15 protein-coding genes and 1 tRNA gene are annotated in these 21,832 nt (G+C 68.7%); 11 read left to right on the forward strand and 5 right to left on the reverse strand.

What is annotated here, in order from left to right:
• Positions 1-157: 157 nt before the first annotated feature.
• Complete coding sequence (locus tag QBE02_RS00830) at positions 158-1,483, reverse strand: nicotinate phosphoribosyltransferase (protein ID WP_279366737.1); 1,326 nt, start codon at positions 1,481-1,483, stop codon at positions 158-160.
• A 352-nt stretch (positions 1,484-1,835) separates the two neighbouring features.
• Here QBE02_RS00830 and murI point away from each other — a divergent pair, with 352 nt between their 5' ends.
• The 8 genes from murI to QBE02_RS00870 all read left to right on the forward strand — a co-directional run bounded on the left by murI (position 1,836) and on the right by QBE02_RS00870 (position 13,525).
• Entirely contained in the window at positions 1,836-2,654 is an 819-nt protein-coding gene (gene murI / locus QBE02_RS00835; RefSeq protein ID WP_279366738.1) for a glutamate racemase, read from the forward strand.
• Positions 2,655-2,689: 35 nt separating this feature from the next.
• On the forward strand, positions 2,690-3,415 hold the full coding sequence (gene rph, locus QBE02_RS00840) for a ribonuclease PH (protein ID WP_279366739.1): 726 nt from the start codon (positions 2,690-2,692) through the stop codon (positions 3,413-3,415).
• Between the two features lies 1 nt (position 3,416).
• A complete protein-coding gene (gene rdgB, locus QBE02_RS00845; protein ID WP_279366740.1) occupies positions 3,417-4,013 on the forward strand; it encodes an RdgB/HAM1 family non-canonical purine NTP pyrophosphatase in 597 nt (198 codons plus the stop codon).
• A gap of 78 nt (positions 4,014-4,091) precedes the next feature.
• On the forward strand, positions 4,092-5,009 hold the full coding sequence (locus tag QBE02_RS00850; protein WP_279366741.1) for a cation diffusion facilitator family transporter: 918 nt from the start codon (positions 4,092-4,094) through the stop codon (positions 5,007-5,009).
• 369 nt (positions 5,010-5,378) lie between these two features.
• A complete protein-coding gene (locus tag QBE02_RS00855) occupies positions 5,379-5,825 on the forward strand; it encodes a hypothetical protein (protein WP_347710270.1) in 447 nt (148 codons plus the stop codon).
• 5 nt (positions 5,826-5,830) lie between these two features.
• Positions 5,831-12,418: an RHS repeat-associated core domain-containing protein gene (locus tag QBE02_RS00860; protein ID WP_279366743.1), complete on the forward strand. Its 6,588-nt coding sequence runs from the start codon at positions 5,831-5,833 to the stop codon at positions 12,416-12,418.
• Complete coding sequence (locus tag QBE02_RS00865; RefSeq protein ID WP_279366744.1) at positions 12,415-12,954, forward strand: hypothetical protein; 540 nt, start codon at positions 12,415-12,417, stop codon at positions 12,952-12,954. The genes QBE02_RS00860 and QBE02_RS00865 overlap by 4 nt, the downstream gene beginning before the upstream one ends.
• 205 nt (positions 12,955-13,159) lie before the next feature.
• Positions 13,160-13,525 carry a GNAT family N-acetyltransferase gene (locus QBE02_RS00870; protein WP_279367838.1) on the forward strand — a complete coding sequence of 122 codons (366 nt, stop codon included), beginning with the start codon at positions 13,160-13,162 and terminating at the stop codon, positions 13,523-13,525.
• Positions 13,526-13,603: 78 nt separating this feature from the next.
• Here QBE02_RS00870 and QBE02_RS00875 read toward each other — a convergent pair whose 3' ends face one another.
• Positions 13,604-16,042 carry an ATP-dependent DNA ligase gene (locus QBE02_RS00875; protein WP_279366745.1) on the reverse strand — a complete coding sequence of 813 codons (2,439 nt, stop codon included), beginning with the start codon at positions 16,040-16,042 and terminating at the stop codon, positions 13,604-13,606.
• 301 nt (positions 16,043-16,343) lie between these two features.
• Here QBE02_RS00875 and QBE02_RS00880 point away from each other — a divergent pair, with 301 nt between their 5' ends.
• Positions 16,344-17,201, forward strand: coding sequence for a Ku protein (locus QBE02_RS00880; protein WP_279366746.1), 858 nt, complete (start codon positions 16,344-16,346; stop codon positions 17,199-17,201).
• Here QBE02_RS00880 and QBE02_RS00885 read toward each other — a convergent pair.
• The gene (locus QBE02_RS00885) at positions 17,198-17,947 is read right to left on the reverse strand and encodes a DedA family protein (protein ID WP_279366747.1); all 750 of its coding nucleotides are present in this window, start codon (positions 17,945-17,947) and stop codon (positions 17,198-17,200) included. The two genes, QBE02_RS00880 and QBE02_RS00885, sit on opposite strands and share 4 nt — an antisense overlap.
• Before the next feature lie 48 nt (positions 17,948-17,995).
• Positions 17,996-18,077: transfer RNA gene (locus tag QBE02_RS00890), tRNA-Leu, on the reverse strand.
• Positions 18,078-18,205: 128 nt separating this feature from the next.
• Here QBE02_RS00890 and QBE02_RS00895 point away from each other — a divergent pair.
• Positions 18,206-19,225, forward strand: a complete 1,020-nt coding sequence (locus QBE02_RS00895; protein ID WP_279367839.1) for an NADPH:quinone reductase — start codon at positions 18,206-18,208, stop codon at positions 19,223-19,225.
• A gap of 107 nt (positions 19,226-19,332) precedes the next feature.
• Here QBE02_RS00895 and QBE02_RS00900 read toward each other — a convergent pair whose 3' ends face one another.
• Positions 19,333-20,571 carry an MFS transporter gene (locus tag QBE02_RS00900; RefSeq protein WP_279367840.1) on the reverse strand — a complete coding sequence of 413 codons (1,239 nt, stop codon included), beginning with the start codon at positions 20,569-20,571 and terminating at the stop codon, positions 19,333-19,335.
• Between the two features lie 71 nt (positions 20,572-20,642).
• Here QBE02_RS00900 and prfB point away from each other — a divergent pair, with 71 nt between their 5' ends.
• Positions 20,643-21,752, forward strand: a complete 1,110-nt coding sequence (gene prfB, locus QBE02_RS00905) for a peptide chain release factor 2 (RefSeq protein ID WP_279366748.1) — start codon at positions 20,643-20,645, stop codon at positions 21,750-21,752.
• The last annotated feature ends 80 nt before the right edge of the window (positions 21,753-21,832 follow it).

Below are 21,832 nucleotides of genomic sequence, written 5' to 3' on the forward strand. Positions count from 1 at the left end.
CAATTGCCGCACTTGGTCGCTGCGCGACCCGTCCGGTGGCCATTCGCGGCAACTCAATCAGCCAAAGTTTTCACGCGCGTGACGCACCTTCCGTGGCCTACGCGCGCGCGGCGACAGTTTCTGACCCCTCACGCGCGACGGGGCGGGGGAGCGCGGCTCACTCGGCGTTGCGGTACTCCGTCGGGAGCGCGGGGTCGGCCTTGCTCAGCGCGAGGGCGCGCACGGGCAGCTCCTCGCGGACGCGCGAGTGATGAGCCCGAGCGGCCTGCACTCCCGCTGCGCCGAGGGAGGCGGCATCCGCTTGTCCGTCCTCCATGAGCGCGGTCTGCAGCGCACGGGCGTCGGGGTGCTCGCCCGCGGTCGAAAGCTCTTCGAAACCGTCGCTGACGATGATCAGCTCCGAGGTCGCGGTGCCCGCGTCGAGGGTACGGAAGGCCGCCTTGCGACCGCCGTGCGAGGCCTTCTGAGCGGATGCCTTGGCCACACCCACCCACGAACCGTCCGTGGCCTCGCGGGCGACGAGTTTGAAGACCAAGCCCGCCGTCGGAACGCCCGACCCGGTCGCGACCGAGGTCCCGACGCCGTACGAGTCGACGGGGGATGCCGCGAGAGCAGCGAGCGCGTACTCGTCGAGGTCGCTCGTCACGGTGATCCGCGTGTTCGTCGCGCCGAGTTCGTCGAGCAGCGCCCGCACCTCGCCCGCGACGATGGGGAGGTCGCCGGAGTCGATGCGGACCCCGCCCAGCTCGGTGCCCGCGACGCGGACGGCCGTGCGCACACCCTCGGGGATGTCGTACGTGTCGATGAGCAGGGTCGTGCCGGGGCCGAGGGCCTCGACCTGCGAGCGGAAAGCGGCTTCTTCGGTGTCGTGCAGGAGCGTCCACGCGTGGGCCGCGGTGCCCATGGTCGGGACTCCCCAGCGGCGTCCGGCCTCGAGGTTGCTCGTCGCCGAGAACCCCGCGATGTACGCCGCGCGGGCGGCAGCGACGGCGGCCTCTTCGCTCGCGCGCCGCGAGCCCATCTCGGCGAGGGGACGCTCGCCCGCGGCCACGGTCATGCGGGCGGCGGCGGTGGCGACGGCGGAGTCGTAGTTCAAGATGCTCAGGGCGAGCGTCTCGAGCAGCACCGCCTCGGCGAAGGTGCCCTCGATCGTCAGCAGCGGCGACCCGGGGAAGTAGACCTCGCCCTCGCGGTATCCCGTCACCGAGCCGGTGAAACGGTAGTCGGCGAGGAAGTCGATGGTCGTGGCATCCACCACCCGGTTGTCGCGGAGGTAGCGCAACTCGTCATCGCCGAAGCGGAAGTCGCGGATCGCCTCGAGCAACCGCCCCGTGCCCGCGACGACGCCGAACCGGCGCCCGCCGGACAGGCGGCGACCGAAGACCTCGAACACGCAACGGCGCGAGGCCGTGCCGTCGCGGAGCGCCGCGTCGAGCATCGTGAGTTCGTAACGGTCGGTGTGCAGGGCGGTGCTACGGCTCATTCGGTCAGCCTATTGCGGCCCGTTCTCGGGCGTCGGGTCACCCGCGGCCCCTTGACGGGTCGGTGCGACACAACCCAGGACTTTCGGCCGACGCGCCCTGTCGACGGGCGTTGGAGGAGCGGGAGGATGCCGACATTCCTGCATTCTGGCGGCGTGCGCGGGATTCGGAACGGTCGCGGCGCCGCCTGGCGGTACATGCCCCCGCACGCACAACGCAGGAAAATCCGGTGGCGGGCCGTCGACGAGCCGCGGCGGCGGGGAGGAGGGATGCCGAATCTCCTGCCTTGTGTCCGCGGCGACGCTGTCGACACCCCGCAACCCGCCCCACCCCCGCCCGATAGGCTGGGTCCCTATGAACGACGCGCCGATCGGGATCTTCGACTCAGGAGTCGGCGGCCTCACCGTCGCCCGCGCGGTCTCTCAACAGCTGCCGCGCGAGTCGATCCTCTACATCGGCGACACCGCGCGTTCGCCCTACGGCCCGAAGCCCATCGCCGACGTCCGCAAGTACTCGCTCGAGGTGCTCGACACCCTCGTCGAGCAGGGCGTGAAGATGCTCGTGATCGCCTGCAACACGGCGTCGTCCGCCATGCTCCGCGATGCCCGCGAGCGGTACGACGTGCCCGTCGTCGAGGTCATCGGCCCCGCCGTCCGCACCGCCATGTCGACCACCCGCAACGGCCGCATCGGCGTGATCGGCACGGTCGGCACGATCGGATCCCGCGCCTACCAGGACATGCTCGAGGTCAACGAGAACCTCACGGTGTTCGCCGAGGCCTGCCCGCGCTTCGTCGAATTCGTCGAGGCCGGAGTCACCGACTCGCCCGAGGTGCTCGCCACCGCCGAGCAGTACCTCGCCCCGCTCCGCCACGCCGGCGTCGACACGCTCGTGCTCGGCTGCACGCACTACCCGTTCCTCGAGGGCGCCATCAGTTACGTGATGGGCTCCGAGGTGAGCCTCGTCTCGAGCGACAGCGAGACCGCGAAAGACGTGTACCGCCAGCTCGTGTCGCGCGACCTTCTCGCGACTCCGGATGCCGTGCCCACCGCCCGCTACGAGGCCACCGGTTCATCCGCCGACGATTTCCTGCGCCTGGCTCACCGACTCATGGGCCGCGAGGTGCGCGAGGTGCAGCTCGTGCAGACCGGCGCCATCGACCTGCCGCGCTGAGGCGTGGCATCCATCCCCGTTCCTCTGGAGGACTCATGACCCGCAAAGACGGTCGCACCAATGACCAGCTCCGCCCCGTCACCATCGAGCGCGGCTGGTCGGCGCACGCCGAGGGCTCGGCTCTCGTCACCTTCGGCGGCACGAAGGTGCTGTGCACCGCGTCGTTCACGAACGGTGTGCCGCGCTGGCTGACCGGCAAGGGCAAGGGCTGGGTCACCGCCGAGTACGCGATGCTGCCGCGCGCGACGAACAGCCGCAACGATCGCGAGTCCATCAAGGGTAAGGTCGGCGGTCGCACGCACGAGATCTCGCGCCTGATCGGCCGCGCGCTCCGCGCCGTAGTCGACACCAAGGCACTCGGTGAGAACACCATCGTCATCGACTGCGACGTGCTGCAGGCCGACGGCGGCACGCGCACCGCGGCGATCACGGGTGCATATGTGGCGTTGGCGGATGCCATCGCTTGGGGCCGCGAGAAGAAGTTCATCGGTCAGCGCACAGAGGTGCTGCGCGACTCGGTCGCGGCGGTGTCGGTGGGCATCATCGACGGAGAGCCCATGCTCGACCTCGCCTACGTCGAGGACGTGCGGGCCGAGACCGACATGAACGTCGTCGTCACCGGCCGTGGCCTGTTCGTCGAGGTGCAGGGCACCGCCGAGGGCGCGCCGTTCGACAAGCGCGAGCTCGATCAGCTGCTCGAGCTGGGTGTGAACGGCTGCGCCGAGCTGCGCGGCATCCAGACCTCGGTGCTCGAGGGCTGACATGGCGCGCATCGTTCTGGCTACGCATAATCCCCACAAGGTCGAGGAGTTCCAGGCGATCGTCGCCGAGGTGCGTCCCGACCTCGAGGTCGTCGGATACGACGGTCCTGAGCCGGTCGAAGACGGCGTGACCTTCGCCGCGAACGCGCTGATCAAGGCCCGCGCGGCCGCGGCGCACACGGGTCTGCCGGCGCTGGCCGACGACTCGGGCGTGGCGGTCGACGTACTGGGCGGATCGCCGGGCGTTTTCTCGGCGTACTGGGCGGGACACAAGAAGGACGCGACCGCCAACCTCGAGCTGCTCCTCGACCAGCTGTCGGATGTCGCCGACCCGCATCGCACGGCGCAGTTCGTGTCGGTGATCGCGCTGGTGCGTCCGGACGGCGGGGAGCAGACGGTCGAGGGCCGTTGGCCCGGCCGCCTGGCGACGGCACCCGCCGGCCCCGGCGGTTTCGGCTACGACCCGATCTTCATCCCCGACGGCCAGCCCGCCGGCGAGGAACGGACCGTGGGGGAGTGGACGGCCGCGGAGAAGAACGCGGCATCGCACCGGTCGCGGGCGTTCCGCGAGTTGGCGCCACTGCTCGAGGCGCTCTGAGCGAGACCGACACCCGTTCTCATTCCCGAGTTGCTCGAACCGACGCGGCCGAGCCTGTGCCCGATCTAGCCTGGATCTATGCACGATCACGCGCCCTCCGGTGGCATCCGGGATGCCAGCAATAGGCGCCTGCTCGCGACCGCCCTGGCCCTGACGGCCACGGTGATGCTCGTGCAGGTCGCGGGCGCGATCCTGACCGGGTCGCTGGCGCTGCTGGCCGATGCGGCGCACATGTTCACCGACGCCGCGGCCCTGGTGGTGGCGCTGATCGCCACCGCGATCGCTGCGCGCCCGGCGGACGATCGCCGCACGTTCGGCTACCAGCGCGCCGAAGTCCTGGGAGCTCTGGCGAACGGCGTGATCCTCCTCGTGCTGTGCGCGTGGATCGGCGTCGAGGCGGTGCAGCGACTCCTGACCCCCGCCGAAGCCGAGGTGCAGGGCGGGCTCATGCTCGTCGTCGCGGTGGTGGGCCTCGTGGCCAACGCGGTGTCGATGTTCCTGCTCTCGCGCGCGCAGAAGCGCAGCATCAACGTGCGCGGGGCGTATCTCGAGGTGCTCGGCGATCTCATCGGCTCCGCCGCCGTGATCGTCGCGGCCATCGTGATCGTGACGACCGGATTCGCGCAGGCGGATGCCATCGCCTCGCTGTTCATCGCGGTGATGATCGTGCCGCGGGCTCTCGGTCTTCTGCGCGAGGTCGTGGTCGTGCTGACCGAATCGGCGCCCGTCGGCGTCCACGTCGCCGAGATCCGCGAGCACCTCCGCGAGGCGGACGGGGTGGTCGATGTGCACGACGTGCACGTGTGGCAGCTCACGCGCGGCGCCCCGGTGTTCAGCGCGCACGTGATCGTCGAAGACGCGGCCCTGACCGATGGGCGGGCCGCGGCGATCCTCGCTTCGTTGCAGACGTGCCTCGCCGATCACTTCGACGTGGAGCACTCGACCTTCCAGCTGGAGCCCGCGGGGCATGTGGAGCACGACTCTCGACACGCGTGAACTCCGCCGCGGCTCGACCTTCCTCGGACAGCCCGCACCCCGATAAGCGGGTGAAGGAGGAGCTGGCTCAACCGCGTCGAGGGTGAAATCGCGGGTGGATTTCGCGTCGAGAACCCTTGATTTTCCGCGCCTCCGCGTTTTCGAGGGTCGAAGTGGACGCCATCCTGACGTGTGCCTTTCCCTCGCTTCGCCGCGTCTGTCGCGGTCTTCCTCGCCCTCGTCGGGGCTCTGACGCTGTCGCCGGCCGCCGCCCGTGCTTCGGGTCCGGTCACCTCCGCCAGCCCCGGCGACATCGACGGTGACACTATCCCCGACACGATCGAACGCGCGGTGTGCGGCAGTTCGACGTGCGCCACGGGCACAGAGGACGTGGACGGTGACGGGATCACCGACGCTGTCGAGGTTGCGTCGTGCGGAACGACGCGCTGCGCAGACCCTCGTGCCGACGCGGACGGGGACGGCATCCCGGATTTCGTGGAGCGCCTGGTGTGCGGTTCCGACACGTGCACCTCCGGCCGTGAGGACACGGATGGGGACGGGGTCCCCGACTGGGTGGAATTCGTCATCTGTGGGACCGCGACGTGTGCGACCGGCTCGGAGGACCTCGATGGTGACGGCGTCGCCGACGCGGTGAGCCTCCAGGCGTACGCGCTCTACCGCCAGAAACTCGCGACGACGGGTCAGGACGGGGATGGGGTTCCCTGGGCGGTCGGTGTCGGGGCGGCATTGATCATCGGCGGTGCGGGCGCGCTGGCGGTGCGCGCGCGCCGCCGCGCGAAACGTGACGCCAGCGAAGGTGCGGAGGTCTTCGCGTGAGCACGATGGTGAGAAGTGCGTGCGCTGCCGTCCTGGTCGCGGCTCTGGTCGTGACGGGTGGGTCCGTCCACGCCGTCGAGCGGCCCGTGACCCGTCCGGCCGACGTGCAACAGCAGATCCTTGATCGTGTGCGCGCGGCCGCGGCTCCCACCGCGCGTGTGTCCGCTCCCGCGGTCGACGAGGGCACATCGGCAGAAGCCACGCTCGAACCGGGCGAGGGCGCGGTGCTGGATGCGGATGCTGCCGGTGTTCGAGCGGAGTTCTCCGGTCACGAGGTCGACGAGAAGTTGGCGGTGCGGGCCGTTGCGTTGGACGACGGTGCCGCGGTCTCGGCTGCGTCCGAGACAGGGGGTGTGGTCGCCGCTCCTCCCGTCGAGATCCGTGCCCACACGGAGGCCGGTGACGACGTCACCCAGTTCCCTGCGTCCTACACGCTCGAGAAAGACGACTCGTCCGGTATCGAGGTTGCGAAGAACGTGCGGCCCGGCGTGAGCCTGCAGCTCGATGTCGACCCCGACTCGCTGACGCGCTCAGGCGTGGACCTCGACAGTCTTCGTGTCGTGACGCGCGAGAACCCCGGCGACCCCTGGACGCAGCTTCCGTCGTATTACGATGCGGACGCGCGGGTGGTGCGAGCGGAGTCGGAGCATCTGTCGCAGTTCGTCGTCATCGGGACTCCGGTACAGACGACTCCGGTGCCCCGGATCGTGCTGGATCCCGATGACGACGCGGGGTGGGCGAACTCTCCCGGCCCGCGCATTACCGAACTGCCGCTGAACGTCCGGTTGGCCGATCAGATGGCGGGAATGTTCCGCGAGCGGTGCGCCGCGGACGTCACGCTCACGCGTGGCGCGGACCAGCGTTTCGTATCCGCGCAGACGCGACGCTCGATTGCTGCATCCCACAACCCGGACGTGACGCTCACGGTTGCGTTCGGAACCAATCAGGGGACCGCCTGGGGCAACACCCGCAACGGCGGAACGCAGCTGTTCGCCCGCGGTGGAGACAGCGATGCCCTGCGCGATTCGCTGATGTCGGAGATGCGCGCGTATACCGGCCGGCCCGGACGGGTGAAACCGCCGACGGCGGACTTTCCGCGCGAGGAGTACCAGGGGCTGCCAGGGGCGGTGGTGCACATGGAAGCCCTTTACATGGATCACAACTTCGACCGCCCTGTGATCGATAACGGGTGGGACTCGATCGCGAACGGCGCGTTCACCGGCGTCGGCAAGTACCTCGAGTCGAAGGGCTTCTCCTGCACGAACCCGATCACGGGCGGATGGCCCGCTCGCCCGTCCGCGGCGGAGTTGTCTCGCTGGTACCAGCTTGGATACCGCAACTGGCAGCACTACGGCGCCGACCCGGTGTCCTTCTCGACGGGCAACCTCGTCGAAACGGAACACCTCTTCTCCCTCCCGGGCGCGGGCGGTGCCTCGACAGATGTCTCCCTCGTCTACAACGCGCAGGACGGTCGGCTGGGTCGCGTCGGTGCGGGATGGAATTTCGCGCTCGGTGATCATGCGCAGCGCTTCGATGACCATTCCGTCATGGTCGTGCGCGGCGACGGGGCGTCGATCATGTTCGAACCCGACGGGACAGGGGGCTACGTCGACCCCCGTGGCGAAGGGCTCCATCTGATTGAAGCCGGGTGCGGCATCCTGCGCATGTCGTCGCGCGCCGGGGAGACATGGGACTTCGACGCCGCCGACCAGGACGGGATCGGGGAGATGACCCGCGCCGTCGATGCCGCCGGACGCGCCACCACCCTCACCTACGGCACACCTTCGAGAACGCAGCAGTTCGTGCCGCTGACCGCGATCGTCGATGCGAGCGGTCAGCGCGTGCGGGTCGACTCGGACGACGCCGGACGGATCACCGCCTTCTCGCTGCCCGATGGCCGCGCGTGGTCGCTCGGGTACGACGGCAACGGCGACCTCACCCGCATCACCTCGCCCGACGGCGGAGCGAAGACCTTCGCCTACGACGGGTCGCACCGCATCGTCACGATGACCGACGCGCTGGGGGCGACCTATCTGCGCAACGCCTACGACGACGCGGGGCGCGTCGTGCGGCAGTGGGATGCCGCCGGTAACGAGCGTCACTTCGCCTACGAGGCGGGGCAGACGACCTATACGGATCAGGAAGGCCGCATTCACACCTACGCGTTCGACTCCCGTTCGCGCATCACGAAGATCACCGACCCCGCCGGTGGTGAGCAGTCGTGGACCTACGACGACGAGAACAACGTCACGGCCTTCACCGACGCGGCGGGACGCACCACCTCCTACGCCTATGACGCCGCCGGGAATGTGACCGGGGTGACGGATGCCGCCGGAAACACCACCGCGTACACGTACACCCCGAAGGGGACCGTCGCCTCGCGCACGGACGCCCTCGGTCGGGTCACGAGCTACGGGTACAACGACCGGGGAGCTTTGACGAAGACAGTGCAGGCCGACGGATCCGTCATCACCCACGACGTCGACGGGTCCGGCAACGTCGTTCGGACGACTCTGCCGTCGGGAGCGGCGTACGCGTTCGAGGTCGACGGGCGCGGAAACCGTGTGGCGAGCACCGACCCGTTGGGCCGGACCACCCGCTTCGCGTATGACGACGGGAACCGCCTGATCGCCTCGACCGACCCTCTCGGTCGGGTGACCCGGTACGCGTGGGATGCGCGGGACAAGCTCACCGCAGTCACCGACGCTCTGGGGCGGGTGTCGCGGTTCGCGTACGACCTGAATGGGAACCTCACCTCCGCTACCGACCCCGCCGGCAACGCCACCCGTTACACCTGGGACGCGCTCTTCCGCATCGTCAGCGCCACGGATGCGACAGGCGGCACCACCTCGTACACGTACGACAAGGAAGATGGCCTCACCGGCACCACCGACGCGGCCGGTCGTCAGACCCGCTTCGCGCTCGACGTGCTCGCGCGCCCGGTCGAAACCATCGATCCCGCGGGGCGATCGTGGAAGCAGTCTTTCGACGCGTCCGGTGTCCCGGTGACGCAGGCCGACCCCCGCGGAGCGGAGTCGAAGAACGAGGTCGATGCGCTTGGTCGCGTCACCTCGACGAAGGGCCCGACCGGCGTCGTGCAGAGCACCGCGTATGACGCTGTGGGACGGGTGAGCTCCGTCGCGGACGGCGCAGGAAACACGACGACCTACGAATACGACGCACTCGATCACGTCACCTCCGTCGTCGACCCCACCGGTCGACGCGCCGGATACACCTACAACGCCGACGGTCAGGTGGTCGGGACGACGGATCGCCTCGGCAACACCACCCTGTACGAGCGTGACGCAGCGGGCCAACTCGCGAAGATCACGGACGCGGACGGCACCACCGCCTACGCATACGACGCGGCAGGCCAGCTCGTCTCCGTCACCGACCCGACCGGCCGGACGAGAACCTTCGCCTACGACGCGACCGGTCAGGTCACGGAGTCGACGGACGCCGCCGGCAACACGACGCGCTACGAGCACGATGTCCTCGGCAACGTCGTCGCGGTGACCGATCCGGACGGAAGCGTGACCCGCGCCACATGGGATGTCGCAGGCCGCCGGACCAGCGTGACGAATGCCCTCGGCGAATCGACGACGTTCACCTACGACACGGCCGGGCAACTGACCTCCACGTCGGATGCACTCGGTCACGCCAGCGCCTACACCTACGAGGAGCACGGGCAGCTCGCGACCGTCACAGACCCGACGGGTGGGGTCACGCGGTATGCCTATGACGAGCTCGGGGTGCTCGCAGCCGTCACCGACGCGCGCGGTAATCAGTCCGCGTACGAGAACAACGCGCTCGGGCAGCCGGTGACCGTAACCGACCCCGCGGGTGGGCGCACCCGTTACGAGTACGACCGGCGCGGGATGACGTCCCGCGTCGTCGCACCCTCGGGGGCGGCCGTGTCCTACGGCTACGACGCGCGCGGTGACCGCACCGAACAGGCCTCCGTCTCCGATGTCGTCCGGTTCGAATACGACGCGGAACAGCGCCTCATCGCCGCCTCCAACGCCCATGGCACGACCGGGTGGACCTACACCCCCACCGGGCAGATGGCATCCCAGATCGATCAGCAAGGACGTGAGCTGTCCTACGCGTACGACCGGGCCGGTGCCCTCACGCAGCTCACCGTCCCGGGCGGTCAGAAGATCGACTACGAGCGCGACGCGGCGGGCCGCGTGTTGCGCATGTCGAGCCCGTGGGGGAGTGCCGTCTACGGCTATGACAAGACCGGGAACCTCACCGGCATCGACCGCTCCAACGGCGTCACCACCCGCTACGGCTACGACGCCGCCCGCCAGGTCACTGCGATTACCTCGACCACCCCACCACCGGCATCACCGGTAGCGGGACCCGCGGTTCCGGGGGCGGTGCGCACCCAGGGGTTGTGCCCGGTGGTGACGAACGAGAACGCTCCCGGGCTCCGCGCCTCCACCGTCGACAAGCCTGGGTGCAGCACCGTCTCGTCCTACCTCGGACATCGTTCATTGCCCTCGGATACCGGGTCGCTCCCGCAGGGCGCCACGTTGTCGCTCGGATACGGGTATGACGCGGCCGGCAATGTGACTGAGGCCACCCGCACCGCCGCCGCGCCGACGTCGGCTCTTCCCGGGGGTGTCGCGCCGGCAGGTGCGCTCCCGGGGTCATCGGACCCGTCGGTGACCGTCCTGGACAAGCTCACCACGAAGTACGCCTACGACAACAGCAATCGGTTGGCCCTGTCGACGCGGAGCACCGGCGGAGCCGATGAGTATGCGTACGACGAGGTCGGTAACCGCACGGGTTGGTCGCACTCCGCCGCCACGTCCTCATCGGGGGTGCTGGATCCGGTGTTGATGGTCGATGCGTCCGGGCGAAGCGATCCCCGCCCGCCCGCCTCGGTCGCGTCCGGGTCGGTGAAGGCGACCGATACCTCCTTCCAGCAGACGCAGGAGTTCAACAACCTGAACCAGCTCGTCTCCGCCACCGGCGGGCCCGCGGGCGCACAGACCTACGGGTACGACGCCGACGGGCACCGCACGTTAGTGACGGGGGGCGGTTTCGACGCGACGTACCGCTGGAACGAGCTCGGACAGCTCACGGGGTACACCGACAGCTCTGGATCCACCCGATTCGATTACGACGCGCTCAGCCGACGCGTCTCCACCACCACCGATAGTGCGCACGGCTCCGTGCACACCTCGACCGTGTGGAACGGTCTGCAGCCCGTCCAGGACGTCAGCGACGTCGCCGGGACGACCACGCTGGTCCGCGATGTCGCCGGTGAGCTGTTGCTCGAGGGGCGCACCTCGGGTGCGACGACCTGGGATCTTCTCGATCGGTTGGGAAGCGCTATCGCGCAGGTGGGGGATACACGGCTCGGATCGTCGCTGAACAACTCGGTGCAGAGCGCCCGCGACGCCTTGACGGACCGCACCTCGCGGATCACTCAGGTGTCGGGTGGGTCGGACTGGGGTGTCTCGAGCTTCTCGACGTCCGGATGGAACGCCTCGGTCGGACATTCGGGCGAGCGTGCCGACCCTGTTGCCGGCCTGAGCCTGTTCTACTCCCGCGGGTACGACTCTCGGTCGGGTTCGTGGTTGTCGCAGGACTCTTGGGAGGGGGTGCTCGAGTCACCCACGTCCCTGAACGGGTACGCGTACGTCGAGGGCAACCCGGTGACCTCGCGTGACCTGCTCGGATACCGGCCGCTGGGGCGGTATGACTGGGCCGACGGGAACTCGGTGCGGCCGCGATTCACCGCACCGGGGGTGTGGCCGAACAGCGGCGCGCGGACGCAGCCGTCGTCGTACGGCCCATCCAAGACGTTCACCGGGTACCCGCTGAAGCCGAAGGTCGTGACACCGAAAGCTACATCTCAACCGACCGCCCGACACGAAGACTGGTGGAACCCGTTCAGCTGGTCGGGCGAAACCTGGGGCAGCGTCGGTGCCGTAGCTGCAGGCATCGGTGTCGGAATTGGTGTGACCGCAGGGATCCTTGCCCTCGGGCTCTGCACCGGGGTGACCGGGGGCGGATGCCTCATCGCAGCAGCGGTAGTAGCCGGGGGACTTGGCGGGGCTGCTGGAGCCGCAACGACGTACGGCCTGAGCAATAGTTCTCCGACCGTGGAAGGCCTCGCCAGAGCCACTAACGAGGGACTCCTAGGCGGGGCCATCGGCGGAGCTCTCGGGCGTGGCCTAGAGATACTGGTTCCCCGTATCCCCATTGTCGCACCGTTGGGCACCACTACGCAGAAGGGGATCGGGAGCAATCGTGCGAGTGAGATCTCTCCCGGGAGCCCCTCTGCCGAGGCCACGGCCGCGGCGGCGGCCGCGGCGAAAATTGCAAACGGGCACGGTTTTACGAAGCACGTAATCGACGGAGGCGAGTTCCCGACGGTGACCACCCAAGCCCAATACGCCGATCTGATCCGTGATGTCATCGTGACGGGCGAGAAGCGCGCACTACCGCGGGGGCGGACTGCTTACTGGAAGGATGGAACATTCGTGGCCGTCGACCCGAATAACATCGATGGTGGAACTGCGTTTCGACCCCGGTCGGGGTATCAATACTTCGTAGATCTGAAGGGTGTTGAATGATGAACGTCGAATATGCCTTCGCCGGGAGGGAAAGCGGAACTCAGATCAGGCCTGCCTGCGTCGTGATGAGCGTTACGGAAGACGACGCCTCGATATGGCTTTCATGCTTTCGTGAAGCTATTCAATCCCTGGGTGTCGGCTCCCCTCTCGAGGACAAGGTGGGGGCCTCAAGAGCTGAGCTCGACCGTGGGACGCAGTTTCTGCTGAATTACCCCAGGATTCGAGGAAAGAAAGCGATTCGCCATATTCTTTTGAACGCTTTTGCCCTCAGTTCGACTGAAGAGAAGTTCGTCCAACAGAACCTCCGCGCCACGGCTCGATTTATCGGAATTCTCTCCGTTGATACCAGTGCTCCGCTGCTATTGACGACCTTGAACACGCTCCAGGCGACTCTGTCATGCGCGCATGAGATGGTGGCATACTTGTGGCCTCAAGAGGTGCGCACAATCACGGGCTACGACCCGCCGGAAATAAGTCAGTTCATTTCCTCTTTAACTCGATGTCGTGACATCGGGCTGCTCATGAGTGGGGGCTGACGTTGCACCTTACGGGCGACGGCGCCACTTTTCTATCGGTGAAGCCCGAGCGGGCCGCAAGATCGGCGTCACGGACGGTGAATGCCACTCGCCCGATGAAGCGTTTGATCGCGTCTCGGACGGCTGGTCATCTTGAACGGGCCGCAGGGATTGGCTCAGGCGGGCTCGATGGCAGGCTTCACGCAGGAGTTGACAGCATCCTTGCCTGAAAAACCTCGCAGCGGCATTCTCCGCCCTCGCCGCCGCAGCACCTGAGCATGATCTCGACGAGGCGTTCGCCGAGATCGACCACGGGCTGGTGTTCGGCACATTCATGAACGGCCGACTCGCCGCCGCGGCCAACAAGTACCCCTGGAGCGGCACACGGCCGGCCGATCTCGGCGTCATCACGCTGCCCGAGTTCCGCGGGCGGGGGCTCGCCCGCGCCACCGTCCTGGCGATGGCTGCCGACGCGCTCGAAGGCGGCTACGAACCGCAGTACGGATGCCGGCTCAACAATGCGCCGTCGGTGGTACCGGCCTCGGCATCCGGGTTCCGCCGCTTCGGGGAGTGGGCCGTCATCGACGACTGACGCCGTGGCGGGGCTCGCGATGAGGACCGGTGGCTTCAAAAGGCCCAGCCGTCGCGTCGGCCGGTCACCTCGTTAGCGTCAGTCCTCCCGCACGACCTCGCCGGGCTCCTTGTCGGGCCGCAGCCCACGCCACCGCGCCTGCCGCAGAATCCCGCCGGGGGTGAACTCGGCGAACTCGACCTCGGCGACGAGCTCGGGCCGCACCCACAGCGCATCGCGCGCATCGGCCGGCGGAACGCCCACGAACGGATCGGCATCGACGCGCAGCGGTTCGAGCAGCTCGGTCAATCGCGCGAGGGTCTGCTCGCCGAAGCCCGAGCCCACCCGGCCCGCGTACTGCAAGCCGTCGGCGGTGGGCACCCCCACGAGCAGCGAGCCGATGGTCCCCGACCGACTGCCCTTCCCCGGACGGATGCCGCCGATCACGACCTCCTGCGTCCGCGAGTGCTTCACCTTGAGCCACTGCTCCGAACGCACCCCGCGGCGATACGTCGAAGTCGGGTCTTTCACGACGACCCCCTCGAGCCCGAACCGGCCGCTCGTCGACACCGCGGCATCCACGTCATCGAAGACGGGCGGCACGACGACCGGACTCCCGGCGCCGGCGGTGAGTTCTTCGAGCACGTGCCGCCGTTTCGAGAGAGGGAGGGATGCCACATCCCGGCCCGCCACCGAGAGCACGTCGAACAGGTACAGGTGCACGGGCGTGCGTTTCGCCTCACGCTCGACCTCGCGGGGCTGGGCGAGGTTCATGCGTTTCTGCAGGAGGGGGAAGCTCGGTCGGCCCCTGTCGTCGAGCGCGACGATCTCGCCGTCGAAGACGGCCGGGTCGGGCCCGAGGCCCAGGTCGACGCTCGTCAGCTCGGGGTAGGCGGCGGTCAGATCGTTGCCGTTCCGCGAGCGCAGGCGCAGTCGCTCACCGTCCCACACGCTCAGCCCCCGGATGCCGTCCCACTTCATCTCCACCCAGGGAGAGCCCCAGCGGTCGGCGGCGGCGCGGGCGATCCCCGGCGTCGCGGAGGTGGCGAGCATCGGCCGGAGTTCGGCGACGGTGGGGGTGTCGATGGGCGAGGGGGCCGTGGCACGGACGGGTTCGGGGGCGGGGGACCCGTGATCGAGAGCCACGACGGGGGCTCCCTCGCTCTGCGGCGTGCCGTCGGCATCCGTCTTCATCCGGTGCAGCAGCCACTGCGACTTCTCGCCCTGCCCCTCGGTGCGGATCAGCGCGAGGCGCACACGGCCCAGGGGACCGTCGTCTTGACCCTCGAGGGTCGCGATCACCTCGTCGTCGCGCCACTTCTCGAGCTCGTACGTGCCGGTGTCCCAGACGGTCATGATGCCCGCGCCGTACTCGCCGCGCGGAATTTCGCCGGCGAAGTCGAGGTACTGCAGGGGGTGGTCCTCGGTCATGACGGCGAGGCTGTTCTTCGCGGTCGTCGGGGGCACGCCCTTAGGGACGGCCCAGCTGACCAGCACGCCATCGCGTTCGAGGCGAAGGTCCCAGTGCAGGCGGCTGGCGTGGTGCTCCTGGATGACGAAGCGGGGGAGGCCCTCGGGATCGGGCTCGCCGTGAGGCGCGTCAGGCACCGGCTCGGGGGTCTTGCCGGCCGTGCGCTTGGCGATGTACGCGCGCAGGGGTCCGTGCGCTTCGTCGACCGGAGCCAGCGAATCGTCGGGTCGCTCGAGCACCTCGTGGAACAAGAGGTGCCGCAGGTCGGGGTCGTCGAGTTCGGCCCACGTGCGCGGGGCGGCGACAAACGGACGCGGGCGCCCGCGCAGGGAGTACGGAGCGATCGTCGTCTTCGAGCCGTTGTTCTGGCTCCAGTCGATGAACACCTTGCCCGGGCGCGCCGCCTTCGACATCTGGCTCACGACCAGGTCGGGGTGGTCTGCTTCGATAGCGCGGGCGAGTTCTTTCGCGACCGCGCTCGCCGCATCGCTCGACTGGCGGCCGTCGAGGCGCGCGTACAGATGGATGCCCTTGCTGCCGCTGGTCACCGGGAACGGCTCGAGGCCGATGTCCTGCAGGATCGCGCGCGCCCACCGGGCGACCTCGGCGCATTCTGCGAGACCGACGCCCGTGCCCGGATCCAGATCGAGCACCAGCCGGTCGGGGTTCTGCCGCTCGCCGTCGGAGGCGAAGCGCCACTGCGGCACGTGCAACTCGAGGCTCGCGACCTGCGCGAGGTAGACGAGCGTCGGCAGGTCGTCGACGAGCGGGTAGTCCTTCGCGCCGCTCGAATGATCGATCGGGAAGCGCCGCACCCACGCCGGAGCACCGGGCTCGAGGGCCTTGGCGAAGAACGGTTCGCCGGGGTCGGCATCCGTCCCCACTCCGTCGGGCCAGCGCTTGCGCGTGAGCGGACGATCGGTGACGTGGGGGAGCAGAAGCGGAGCGATGCGCGTGTAGTAGTCGATCACCTCCCCCTTCGTGGTGCCGGTCTCGGGGTACAGCACCTTGTCGAGGTTCGACAGGCGCAGGCGGCGACCGCCGATGCGCACCGTCTGCTCCGTCATCGCCCCAGCGTAGAGCGGAGGGGGCGGCGGATGCCGAGGGGGTTGCGGGGGACGCGGCGGCGTCGTGCGATCGCGGACACACCGCAGGAGGCGAGCGGCGGACGGCCGTCGGCGTGGCACGGAGGGGCGGTGGGACGGCCGAATCTCCTGCACAGTGCACCGGAGCGGGCGGCACAACTCCTGCAGATCGCGACGGATGGCGCGTGGGAGAGGGCCGGAGGGGCGGATCTGCAGGAGTTGTGCACGGGGAGCGGGCACAACCCTCTCGGCATCCACCGCCTATTCGGTGTTCACTGATCCCATGCGATCGATCTGGAAAGGCGCCCTGACCTTCGGCCTCGTCAACGTGCCCGTGAAGGTGTACTCCGCGACCGAAGACCATGACGTCTCTCTGCACCAGGTGCACAACGCCGACGGCGGGCGCATCCGATACCAGCGCATCTGCGAGATCGACGGCGAGGTCGTGCCATACCAGGACATCGACAAGGCCTACGACGATGGTGAACAAACGGTCGTGCTGACCAAGGATGATCTCGCGTCACTGCCGAGCGAACGCAGCCGCGAGATCGAGGTCGTCGAATTCGTGCCCAGCGACCAGGTCGATCTGCTGACCCTCGACAAGGCGTACTACCTCGAGCCCGACTCGTCGTCGCCCAAGGCCTACGTCCTGTTGCGCAAGACGCTCGAGCAGACCGACCGCACCGCGATCGTCCGCTTCTCGCTGCGTCAGAAGACGCGGCTCGCGGCCCTCCGCGTCCGCGGGGACGTGCTCGTGCTGCAGACCCTGCTGTGGGCCGACGAGGTGCGCGCGGCGGCGTTCCCCGCGTTGGACGAGAGCGTGCGCATCTCGGCGAAGGAGCTCGAGATGTCGGCCTCGCTCGTCGACAGCTTCTCGAAGGACTTCGACCCCGAGGAGTTCACTGACGAGTACCAGGCCGAGCTGCGCACCCTGATCGACGCGAAGCTCGAGCAAGGCGATGCGCTCGACACCGACGCCACCTTCGGCAAGAAGGAAGAAGAGGACGGCGGTGAGGTCATCGACCTCATGGAGGCGCTGCGCGCGAGCGTCGAGCGCAGCCGGGCCGCCCGCGCCGATAAGACCGAGGGCGCGCCGAAGAAGAAGGCTCCCGCGAAGAAGAAGACGTCGAAGGCGTCTTAGCGCGTCGGCTGGTCTCCGTCTTCGAGGGTCTTCGGGTCGAGCGTGAGGGCCTCGGCCTCGGCGGGGGTGACGGCGCCCTCGTGCTTGGCGGCGGCACGCTCGCGGAAGTAGTGGATCGCGATGAAGATCGCGGTACCGGCGACCGCGGCGAGCAGGATCACGTCGATGTACTCGGTGACGATGTCGCGGATGAAGGGGATGTAGCCGACCGCGTAGCCGAGCATCGTGAGACCGATGCCCCAGATGACCGCACCGATGAGGTTGTACAGCGAGTACTTCTTCCACGGCATGTGGCCCACGCCCGCCGCGATCGGGGCGAACGTGCGCACGACCGGCACGAAGCGCGCGAGGATCACGGTCAGTCCGCCGAAGCGCTCGAAGAACGCGTTCGTGCGCTCGACGTTCTTCTTGCTGAAGATGCCGGAGTCTTTGCGCTCGAAGATCGAGGGCCCGGCCTTATGACCGATGAAGTACCCGACCTCACCGCCGATGAAGGCGGCGACGCCGATCGCCAGGGCGACCCACCACGCGTTGAGGCCGAACACTCCGTTGGGCGCCGCGGGAGTCGAGTGCGACAGCAGCCCCGCCATGATCAGCAGGGTGTCACCCGGCAGCAGGAAGCCGATCAGCAGACCGGTCTCGGCGAAGATGATGAAGCACACCACGAGCAGCGCCCACGGCTGCGAGTTGGTGATGATCGCCGCAGGGTCGAGCCACGGGAGCAGCGAACTGGTGGTGTGGATCACATCGGTCCCGTCGGGTCGGAGAGTCGGTGCTGAGAACAGCGGATGCCGTGCGGAAGGGGGGACTTGAACCCCCACGCCCGAAGGCACAGGAACCTAAATCCTGCGTGTCTACCGATTTCACCACTCCCGCGAGTGTGCTCATTCTAAGCGTGCGGAGCGCGCCCACGATGTGAAGCAGCCGTCAAGCCCACGCCTGTTCCACCCGGTGCGACACGCCGCGGGGGAATGCTGGACGACATGGCATCCGTTCTCCCCTCCATGAAGGCGATCACGTACTCCCAGCCCGGTGGCTCCTCCGTCCTCTCGCTCGAGGACCGTCCGCTGCCCGAACCCGGCCCCGGAGAGGTGCGCGTGCGCGTGACCGTCTCGGGCGTCAACCCGACGGATTGGAAGGCGCGGGCCACGACCGGGCGGCCCCTTCCCTTCGATGAGGTCACCCCGAACCAGGACGGAGCGGGAGTGGTGGATGCCGTCGGCGACGGCGTCGACACCCTGACGGTCGGTCAGCGGGTGTGGGTGTACCTCGCGGCGCACCAGCGTCCTCTCGGCACGGCGGCCGAGTACACGGTGCTCCCCGCGTCGCGCGCGGTCTCCCTGCCCGACGACGCTCCGTTCGAACTCGGCGCGAGCCTCGGGGTGCCCGCGATGACCGCCCACCGCGCGCTCACCGTCCACGAGGACGGCCCCTCGCGCCTGGCTCCCGGCGCGCTCGCCGGACGCACCGTCCTCGTGCAGGGTGGTGCCGGAGCCGTGGGGCATGCGGCGATCCAACTCGCGGCCTGGGCCGGAGCCACCGTCATCGCGACCGTGAGCAGTGACGAGAAGGAAGCCCTCGCGCGGGCCGCCGGCGCCCACCACGTGCTGCAGTACCCGAGCGACGCGCTGGCCGACGGCATCCGGGAACTCGCCCCGAACGGCGTCGAACACATCGTCGAGGTCGCGATCGCCGACAACGCCGCCCTCGACGTCGAGGTGATCGCCAACCACGGAACGATCGGGTACTACGCCGACAACGGTGGCGACGACTTCACCGCCCCCGTCCGCGTGAGCTTCGCGAAGAACATCCGCTGGCAGGGACTGCTGCTGTACACGGTGGGGGAGCGGGCGCTGCTCGCCGCCGCCGAGGACGTCGCCGCGGCTGTGGCCGACGGCGCTCTGCCGGTGGGGGAGGACGCGGGGCTTCCGCTGACCTTCTTCGACCTGGCCGGCACCGCCGCCGCGCACGACGCCGTCGAGCAGGGTGCGCTCGGCAAGGTGCTCATCCGCGTCGCGGAGTGATCTCCGCCTCGCGTTGCGCGTGAGGGGTCGGAAACTGTCGCTCGAGTGCGCCTGAAGCGACAGAAGATGACCCCTCACGCGAGAGACGAAAGGGGAGTGAGGCTCGGTCAGCGGGTGCGCGGGACGTAGCGCGGCACCCACCGGATGAAGCCCGCGGCACCCAGGACGGCGATCAGTCCCATTGCGCCGACACCAACCGACAGGGATGCCACGGCCGTCAGGGCCGACACGATCAACGGAGCGACCGCGCCCCCGGCATCCGTCAACGTCCTCCACGAGCCGAGGAACGCCGCAGGATCGGTCGGCGGGGCGACGTCCGCGCCGAGGGTGAGCAGGATGCCGCTCGACAAACCGTTCCCGACACCCAGCACCGCCGCGAACATGGCGTACCACATCGCCGCCGACGACAGATCGTGCGTGAACGAGAGGGCGAAGAACCCCGCGCCCATCAGGATCATGGCCGGAAGGGCGGCCCAGAGGCGACCGAAGCGGTCCATCACCTGGCCACTCGCGTAGAAGAGCGCGAAGTCGATCGCGCCCGAGACGCCAACGACCACCGCGATCGTTCCGGCATCGAGTCCGAGGGAGACGCCCCAGAGCGGGAGCACCACCTGCCGCGCCGAGCGCACGGCCGACAGTGACGACGCCGCCAGGCCTAACCGGGCGAGCACTCCGCGGAAGCGCCACATCGTGCGGAACACCCCGACCCGCTCGACGGTGGGGATCGCCCCGGTGACCGGCTCACCCGTGTCTTCGGCATCGCGCGAGTCGCCGGCGTCGCGCCGGGTGGCCGAGCCCGCGCCGACGGGGACGGCCTTCTCGGGATCGGGGCCGAAGAACACGAGCAGAATCGTGGCGACCTGGCACACGGCGAAGAACACGATGGATGCCGTCTCGGTACCGAAGACCGCCAACAGCGCCGCCGAGATGAACGGGCCGACGAACATCCCGAGGCGGAACGTGCCGCCCAGCAGCGACAGCGCGCGAGCACGGAAGGTCAGAGGAACCCTCGTGGTCATGAAGGAGTGACGGGCGAGCGCGAACGACGCGGCACAGAAGCCGATGAGGAACACCGCCGCGGTGAAGAACGCCAACGACTGCGCGAACACGATTCCCAGCAGACCCGCCAGCACGACGATGCCGGCCACCCCCATGGTGACGCGCTCGCCGAAGCGCGCGACCGCCCAACCGGCCGGGATGTTGCCGCAGAGCTGGCCGACGACGAGGGCCGCGGCCACGAGGGCGGCGAGAGCGACGTCGGCACCGAGGCGGTTCGCGATGACCGGAACGAGGGGGATCACGGCGCCCTCGCCGACCGCGAACAGCAGCGTGGGGCCGTAGATCATCGGTGCGAAGCGCACCAGCACGTTCCGGGGAGAGTCGGCTGTCACCGTCTCCACGATAGGCTTGATGTCAAATGCTCGAACTCGATTTGACCGCCGACATCCAGGCGCTGCGCTCGACCTTCGCCGATATCCAGGCCGTGGTCGACGTCGACGCACTCAAAGCCGACATCGAACGCCTCAGCGAAGAGGCCGGTGCCCCCGACCTCTGGGACGACGTCGACAACGCCCAGAAGGTCACCAGCCGCCTGAGCCACAAGCAGGCCGAGCTCAAGCGGGTCACCGAGATCGAGCAGCGCCTCGACGACCTCGAGGTGCTCGTCGAACTCGCCATCGAGATGGACGACGACGAGTCCGCCGACGAAGCGCGCCGCGAGCTCGCCTCGCTGAAGGACGTCATCGGCCAGCTCGAGGTGCAGACGCTGCTCGACGGCGAGTACGACCCGCGCTCCGCGGTCGTCACGATCCGCTCCGGCGCCGGCGGCGACGACGCTACCGACTTCGCCGAGATGCTGCTGCGCATGTACCTGCGCTGGGCCGAGCGTCACAAGTATCCCGTCAAGGTCATGGACACGTCCTACGCCGAAGGCGCCGGCATCAAGTCGGCCACCTTCGAGGTCGACGTGCCCTACGCCTACGGCACCCTGTCGGTCGAGGCCGGAACGCACCGCCTCGCGCGCATCAGCCCCTTCGGTGGCGCCGACAAGCGACAGACGAGCTTCGCGGCCGTCGAGGTCATCCCCGTCATGGAAGAAGCCGTCGAGGTCGAGGTGCCCGAGGGTGACATCCGCGTCGACGTGTTCCGTTCGTCGGGCCCCGGTGGACAGTCGGTCAACACGACCGACTCCGCCGTGCGCATCACGCACCTTCCGACGGGCCTCGTCGTCTCGATGCAGAACGAGAAGTCGCAGATCCAGAACCGCGCGGCCGCCATGCGCGTGCTGCAGACCCGCCTTCTGCTGCTCAAGCGCGAAGAAGAAGCGGCCAAGAAGAAGGAGCTCGCCGGCACGATCACCGCGAGCTGGGGCGACCAGATGCGCTCGTACTTCCTCTACGGCCAGCAGCTGGTGAAGGACCTCCGCACCGGATACGAGGTCGGAAACCCGGCGGTCGTGTTCGACGGCGACCTCGACGGCCTGATCGCGGCCGGCATCCGCTGGCGCAAGCGCAAGGACGACGACTGAGTCGTCCCCTCTCACGACAGAGAGCCCTCTGGATGCCGGCACCTCGGCATCCATAGGGCTCTCTCGGTTTCGCCACCCGG

Source organism: Microbacterium testaceum (assembly GCF_029761935.1).
Classification (GTDB): domain Bacteria; phylum Actinomycetota; class Actinomycetes; order Actinomycetales; family Microbacteriaceae; genus Microbacterium; species Microbacterium testaceum_A.

Excerpts from the sequence above, each read along its gene's own strand:
- QBE02_RS00895 (WP_279367839.1), top strand. The coding sequence starts at position 18,206 with ATGAAGGCGATCACGTACTCCCAGCCCGGTGGCTCCTCCGTCCTCTCG.
- QBE02_RS00850 (WP_279366741.1), top strand. The coding sequence starts at position 4,092 with ATGCACGATCACGCGCCCTCCGGTGGCATCCGGGATGCCAGCAATAGG.
- QBE02_RS00865 (WP_279366744.1), top strand. The coding sequence starts at position 12,415 with ATGATGAACGTCGAATATGCCTTCGCCGGGAGGGAAAGCGGAACTCAG.
- murI (WP_279366738.1), top strand. The coding sequence starts at position 1,836 with ATGAACGACGCGCCGATCGGGATCTTCGACTCAGGAGTCGGCGGCCTC.
- QBE02_RS00875 (WP_279366745.1), bottom strand. The coding sequence starts at position 16,042 with ATGACGGAGCAGACGGTGCGCATCGGCGGTCGCCGCCTGCGCCTGTCG.
- rdgB (WP_279366740.1), top strand. The coding sequence starts at position 3,417 with ATGGCGCGCATCGTTCTGGCTACGCATAATCCCCACAAGGTCGAGGAG.
- QBE02_RS00900 (WP_279367840.1), bottom strand. The coding sequence starts at position 20,571 with ATGATCTACGGCCCCACGCTGCTGTTCGCGGTCGGCGAGGGCGCCGTG.
- rph (WP_279366739.1), top strand. The coding sequence starts at position 2,690 with ATGACCCGCAAAGACGGTCGCACCAATGACCAGCTCCGCCCCGTCACC.
- QBE02_RS00860 (WP_279366743.1), top strand. The coding sequence starts at position 5,831 with ATGGTGAGAAGTGCGTGCGCTGCCGTCCTGGTCGCGGCTCTGGTCGTG.
- QBE02_RS00830 (WP_279366737.1), bottom strand. The coding sequence starts at position 1,483 with ATGAGCCGTAGCACCGCCCTGCACACCGACCGTTACGAACTCACGATG.
- prfB (WP_279366748.1), top strand. The coding sequence starts at position 20,643 with ATGCTCGAACTCGATTTGACCGCCGACATCCAGGCGCTGCGCTCGACC.
- QBE02_RS00880 (WP_279366746.1), top strand. The coding sequence starts at position 16,344 with ATGCGATCGATCTGGAAAGGCGCCCTGACCTTCGGCCTCGTCAACGTG.